We start from the raw sequence: 5,440 nt of genomic DNA, 5'->3' as shown, positions 1-5,440 counted from the left end.
CCAGCGACTGCGCATTATGCGTCGCGAATTGCGGGAAAACATGCGCCTTCGCCGCCAGCAGCTTCTTCGCGCACGCAACGTACGCGACATCGGTATGGACCTTGCGCGTATAGACCGGGAAGTCGGGTAGACCGTCCACCTGCGCGCGCTTGATCTCGGCATCCCAATAGGCGCCCTTGACCAGCCGCACCATGATCCGCCGACCGGCGCGCTGGGCGAGATCGATGATCCAGTCGATCACGAACGGACAGCGCTTGCCATAGGCCTGCACGACAAAACCCAGCCCGTCCCATCCGGCCAGATCGGGGTCGAGCGCAAGGCTTTCGAGCAGGTCGAGCGAGAGTTCGAGCCGGTCCGCCTCCTCCGCATCGATATTGAAGCCGATGTCATAAGACTTGGCGAGGACGGCCAGCGCCTTCACGCGCGGCAGCAGCTCGGCCATCACCCGCGCGGCCTGAGCGCGGGCATAGCGCGGGTGCAGCGCCGACAGCTTGATCGAAATACCCGGCCCGCCGACCACGCCGCGCCCGGCGGACGCGGTGCCGATCGCGTTCACCGCATTCTCGTAGTCGCGATAATAGCGGTCGGCGTCCGCCATCGTCGTCGCGGCTTCGCCCAGCATGTCATAGCTGTACTGGAAGCCGCGCGCCTCCAGCGGGCGGGCGCGCTTCAGTGCCTCGGCGATCGTTTCGCCGGTCACGAACTGCTCGCCCATCATGCGCATCGCCATGTCGACGCCGCGCCGGATCACCGGCTCGCCCGCGCGTGCGATCAGGCGCGTCAGTGCGGCCGCCAGCCCAGCATCGTTGACGCTACCGGTCAGCTTGCCGGTGACCACCAGCCCCCACGTCGCGGCATTGACGAACAGCGAACGCCCGTCGCCGATGTGCGCCTTCCAGTCGCCGTCCGAAATCTTGTCGCGGATCAGCGCGTCGCGGGTCGCAGCGTCGGGGATGCGCAGCAGCGCCTCGGCCAGGCACATCAGCGCCACGCCCTCCTGACTCGACAGTGCATATTCCTGCACCAGTCCCTCGACCCCGGTGCCCTTGTGCTTGGCACGCAGCGCTGTGATCAGCCCGGTGGCGGTCGCCTTCGCCGCCTCGCGGATGCCCGCCGGCAGCGTCGCTGCTTCGATCAGCGGAGCGAGGCATTCGGGCTCCGGCCGGCGATAGGCGGCGGTGATCGCAGCGCGCAGCGGGGTGGCGGGGCGAACGGGCGGAGCGAAATCGGCGAAGGGCTTGGTCATTACACTACGATACCAGATACAGACGCGGCAGATGGACTTTTGAAGGGCGCTCGACGTATCACTTTGCCTTCAAATCGAAGTTGGAACAGTCCAAATGCGCCAGAATATGCTCGATCACAGCGATCTCGACCCGTTCGACCGCAAGATCGTCGAGATCCTGCGGGTCGATGGCCGCATTTCGATCACCGATCTCGCCATGCGCGTCGGCCTGTCCAAGACGCCATGTCAGGTGCGCGTGAAGCGGCTGATCGCCAGCGGCGTCATCCGCGGCTTCCGCGCGATCGTCGATCCCGCCCGCCTGGGCCTCGATCACATCGCCTTCACCGAAGTGAAGCTGTCCGACACGCGCGAGGATGCGCTGGAGGCGTTCCGGCAGGCGGTGCTGCGCATCCCGGAAGTCGAGGAATGTCACATGATCGCCAGCAGCTTCGACTATCTGCTAAAAGTGCGTACCGCCGACATCCGCCGTTACCGCGAAGTGCTGGGCGAACGCATCTCCAGCCTGCCGCACGTGGCGAGCACGTCCACCTTCGTCGCGATGGAGACGATCAAGGATGCCGGCGGATGACGAATGGTAGCGGAGGAGGGACATATAGCAAACATATAACGTTCTGACATTGATCACTTTTTCCGCCCAACTCTTGGAAAATACCCCCACCGATACCCCCAGAATCCCGAATTTGCGCCAAACCGGCACAAGGGTGCGATCGGCCGACTAATGTTCGAAAACTGGCAGCTCAACCGCCTCATTGAACGGCGGAAGTTGGGCCGGAAGCGGAAAGGCAGCTTTTATATCTTTGAGCGGATTAAGCGGACAGCGACTGCTGACCGAATCGCAAGCCGGTGCATTAGAGAATGGTTTGGAGAAACCCCTCTTGGCATAGACTTTTGCCGTCGTTGAGACGCCCCTGCAGGACAGCCAACACGGAGCCGAGAGCCACAAACTAAATCGGTTTACTATTTAGCGCGCCTTTCCTACCATCCAGAGATGGCGAGAGAAACCTTTACGATTGAGGGCGCAGGCGCGATTTCTCTTACAGCCGAGGCTGAGGGGGATGCCTACGCTAAACCCGTCCTTCTTGCGCACGGCGGCGGGCAGACACGGCGCGCGTGGAGAAGGGTGGTCAGCGAGCTGGCTCAAGCCGGCTTTCGCGCAATCGCCTTCGACATGCGCGGTCACGGAGACAGCGATTGGTCGCCATGCGGAGCTTATGAAATGCGCGACTTCGCGGCGGATCTGGTCGCTGCAGCGTCGCGCCTGGACCAGAAGCCAGCGCTGGTCGGCGCTTCACTGGGCGGGCTCGCTGGACTGATTGCCGCAGGGGAGCTTGCTCCAGGTAGCTTTGCTTCACTCACATTGGTCGACATTGCCCCGCGCATGGAGCCCAGCGGTGTGATGCGCGTGGTTGGTTTCATGGAAGAGCATGTCGATAGCGGCTTCGCCTCACCAGAGGAGGCGGCCGACGTGATCGCTCGCTACATGCCGCATCGTCCCAAGCGGGGCGCGAGCGATGGTCTGAAAAACTATCTGCGGCAGAAGTCGGATGGGCGCTTCTATTGGCACTGGGACCCGGTGTTTATCCGTAATATAATGTCAGCCAGACAAGGCGACCCAGAGAGCCAAGAACGTCAATCGGCAATGCTGAGCCAAGCTGCGGCGAATCTCACGCTTCCGCTTCACCTCATCCGAGGCGGCTCTAGCGATCTTGTTTCCGAAGAGGCCGTTTTGCATCTGCGACAACTCGCCCCCCATGCAGAATACACCGATATTGCCGATGCCACGCACATGGTCGTGGGCGATGCGAACGATGCCTTTTCCGCCGCTATCGTCGGTTTCCTAGGGCGCCATCACTCATCCGATACGGCTCAGCCACAGGGGACGAGGGAGCTATGATTGATCGAGAGCGCTTGCAGGAAATGCTGCATATCGCGCCGTTTCACCGATGGCTTGGGCTGGAGATTGCGACATGCTCCGACCAGAGAATCGCGATTACCATGCCATGGCGCGAAGAGATCGTGTCGAACCCTATGATTGGGTCGGCGCATGGAGGGGTCCTGGCTTCACTGGTCGACCTCACCGGGCTTTATACTCTGCTTGCCGGGGGCGTCGCGGCGAGAGCGACGGCCGATCTGCATGTCGATTACCACCGTCCTGCAACCTCAGGACCTCTCACTGCTCACGGACAGATCGTGAAGATCGGGCGACAGATTTCGGTGGCGGAAACCCGGGTTCTCGAGCCCGACGGCAAGTTGGTCGCCAACGGCAGGGGCGCCTACTTCTCGTCAACCGGATCACTTGATCAGCGCGGCGGGACTATTGATCTCGAACAGGCTCTTGCCACCCAAGGCCCAGCGACTTCTGCAGCGCGATCCACGCCAGCGTAAGGGCGACTTTTGCCCGGACGAGGTCTGCTGAGGCCTGCTGCTGTTCTCGCAGGGCCCGGTTGAGGTCAGCCTTCGAGATCGCTCCTGCGGCAAAACGTTGGCGGTTCAGGTCCGCCGCGCCGTCAGCCTGCTTCTTGATTTGCATACTGGCAGCGAGCGCAACACGCTGCTGGCCGAAGCGAGCCAAGGCACGTTCGGCGTCTTGCAGTGCCAGAAGCACCGTCTGCTGGTAATTGGCGACTGCTTCGTTGCGCGCCGCCCCGGCTTGGTCGATCGCAGCGTCTACCCTGCCGAAATCCAGAAAATTCCACTGGAGGCGCGGGATCGCGAGTGCGGAGAATTCGCCGACATCGACAACGTCGTCCAACGAGGATCCGCCGAGGCCCAGGATCCCCGTGAAGGACAATTTCGGGAACCGCGCCGCCTCGGCCACCCCGATCCGCGCCGTCGACGCGGCAAGAGACCGTTCGGCCGCCCTTATGTCAGGCCGACGCGCCACCAGGCTTGCCGGATCGCCGATCGCGACCTGCTCTGGCGGCATGGGAATGGAGCGCGCAGTCGTGAGCGCTGCATCAACTGATCCCGGCACCTGTCCGGTCAGTATAGCGAGCGCATCAGACAGGACTGCGATATCCGCTTCAGCTTCGGCAAGTTGTGACTTGAGCATCTCCAGTTCGGCATTCGCGGTGCCTACCGGGAAAAGCGGCAATGCACCGCGCTGATAGCGTTGGTATGTCAGCGCCAGGATCTCTTCCTGCAACGAAATCTGCGCCTCAAATTGCTCTGCGCGGAATTGGGCCTCCCGCAAATTGACGTAGGTGCTTGCCACTTGGGCAGTCAACTGGACCTTTGCGTCCTCTGCATTGGCCACCGTTGCAGCAGCTTGGGCATTGCTGGCCTCAATGCGCCTGCGCGAGCCACCGGCAAACTCCAGTTCCCAGTTGGCGTTAAGGCCCACATTGTAAAAGCTGAACGAGTCATCGGTTTCTGCGTCGGAATTGGTCTGCTCTGACGGGGGGGGCGCCCCGCCTTGAAGGTCGAGACCAGGAAGCCGGCCCTGCACGGTGGTGGCCTGTGCCCCAAGCGATGGCATTCGACCCGCACGGTCTTGCCTGATGGATGCCCGTGCCTGGGCAATGCGCGCCTGCGCTGCGGCGAGCGAGGGGTTGCCGGACAGCGCAGCCTCCACCAGCCGCGTCAACTCGGGATCGCCGAGCAGCAGCCACCATTGAGCGACAACCGGATCAGATGCGCTCACATCACTGCCAGCGCGCACAAAGCGAGTGCCCGTGTCTGCTGACACAACTTCCGGGGGGCCTGCATAATCGGGCCCTGCCGTGCATCCAGCTAGCAAGGCGATAGTGACAAGCGGAGGTAGCAAGTGGCGCATCGTGTAGGGCTCAGTGCATCGAAAGGGAGACATTTTTTGGAAGCGGCCTCAGGAAGAGGACCAGCGGAACCGTCGCGAGGGTCAGAATCCCCATAACCAGGAACACGTCATTGTAGGTCATTATGAACGCCTCGCGTTGGAGGGTGCGGCTCAGGACGGCCATCGCCCCCTCCATGCCGCCGAAGTTTCGCGCCAGCCCTTCGAGATAGTCCTGTAGCGAAACGCTGTTCGCATTCAGGGTCTCTTCCATCCGCCGGCTATGATGCCAGATCCGCTGGTCCTGGAACGAAGCGAGGGCCGAGAGGGCGAATGATCCGCCAAGATTGCGGGCCGCGTTGAAAATGCCCGAGGCATCGCCCGCGTCTTTGGTCTGCCCCCACCGAGTGGACCGATTGGTTTGTTAGTGCATTAAGCTCATC

6 protein-coding genes are annotated in these 5,440 nt (G+C 62.3%); 3 read left to right on the top strand and 3 right to left on the bottom strand.

Annotated elements, in window-relative coordinates; all coding sequences use genetic code 11:
* Window positions 1–1,246 (bottom strand): proline dehydrogenase family protein (locus AX681_RS17860; protein WP_197422052.1); only part of this gene is annotated, 1,246 nt, incomplete at its 3' end.
* A 94-nt stretch (window positions 1,247–1,340) separates the two neighbouring features.
* Between AX681_RS17860 and AX681_RS17855 the strand changes: the two genes are divergently transcribed.
* From AX681_RS17855 to AX681_RS21620, 3 genes are all read left to right on the top strand, one after another.
* Window positions 1,341–1,814 (top strand): Lrp/AsnC family transcriptional regulator, encoded by a 474-nt coding sequence (locus AX681_RS17855; RefSeq protein WP_231733838.1) that lies wholly within the window; start codon window positions 1,341–1,343, stop codon window positions 1,812–1,814.
* Between the two features lie 420 nt (window positions 1,815–2,234).
* Window positions 2,235–3,140, top strand: a complete 906-nt coding sequence (locus AX681_RS17850; RefSeq protein WP_066664287.1) for an alpha/beta fold hydrolase — start codon at window positions 2,235–2,237, stop codon at window positions 3,138–3,140.
* The gene (locus tag AX681_RS21620; RefSeq protein WP_082738123.1) at window positions 3,137–3,631 is read left to right on the top strand and encodes a hotdog fold thioesterase; all 495 of its coding nucleotides are present in this window, start codon (window positions 3,137–3,139) and stop codon (window positions 3,629–3,631) included. Before AX681_RS17850 ends, AX681_RS21620 begins: the two co-directional genes overlap by 4 nt.
* On the opposite strand, the gene AX681_RS17845 is transcribed toward AX681_RS21620, so the two are convergent.
* Together AX681_RS17845 and AX681_RS21615 are read right to left on the bottom strand one after the other, a co-directional pair.
* Complete coding sequence (locus tag AX681_RS17845) at window positions 3,561–5,021, bottom strand: efflux transporter outer membrane subunit (RefSeq protein ID WP_082749590.1); 1,461 nt, start codon at window positions 5,019–5,021, stop codon at window positions 3,561–3,563. The genes AX681_RS21620 and AX681_RS17845 overlap by 71 nt on opposite strands.
* A 10-nt stretch (window positions 5,022–5,031) precedes the next feature.
* On the bottom strand, window positions 5,032–5,271 hold the full coding sequence (locus AX681_RS21615; RefSeq protein ID WP_066663150.1) for a hypothetical protein: 240 nt from the start codon (window positions 5,269–5,271) through the stop codon (window positions 5,032–5,034).
* Window positions 5,272–5,440: the final 169 nt, after the last annotated feature.

Origin of the sequence: Sphingomonas sp. CCH9-E2 (genome assembly GCF_001557215.1) — a bacterium.
In the GTDB taxonomy this organism is placed as follows: domain Bacteria; phylum Pseudomonadota; class Alphaproteobacteria; order Sphingomonadales; family Sphingomonadaceae; genus Sphingomonas.
This window is presented reverse-complemented; position numbering and strand designations above follow the sequence as displayed.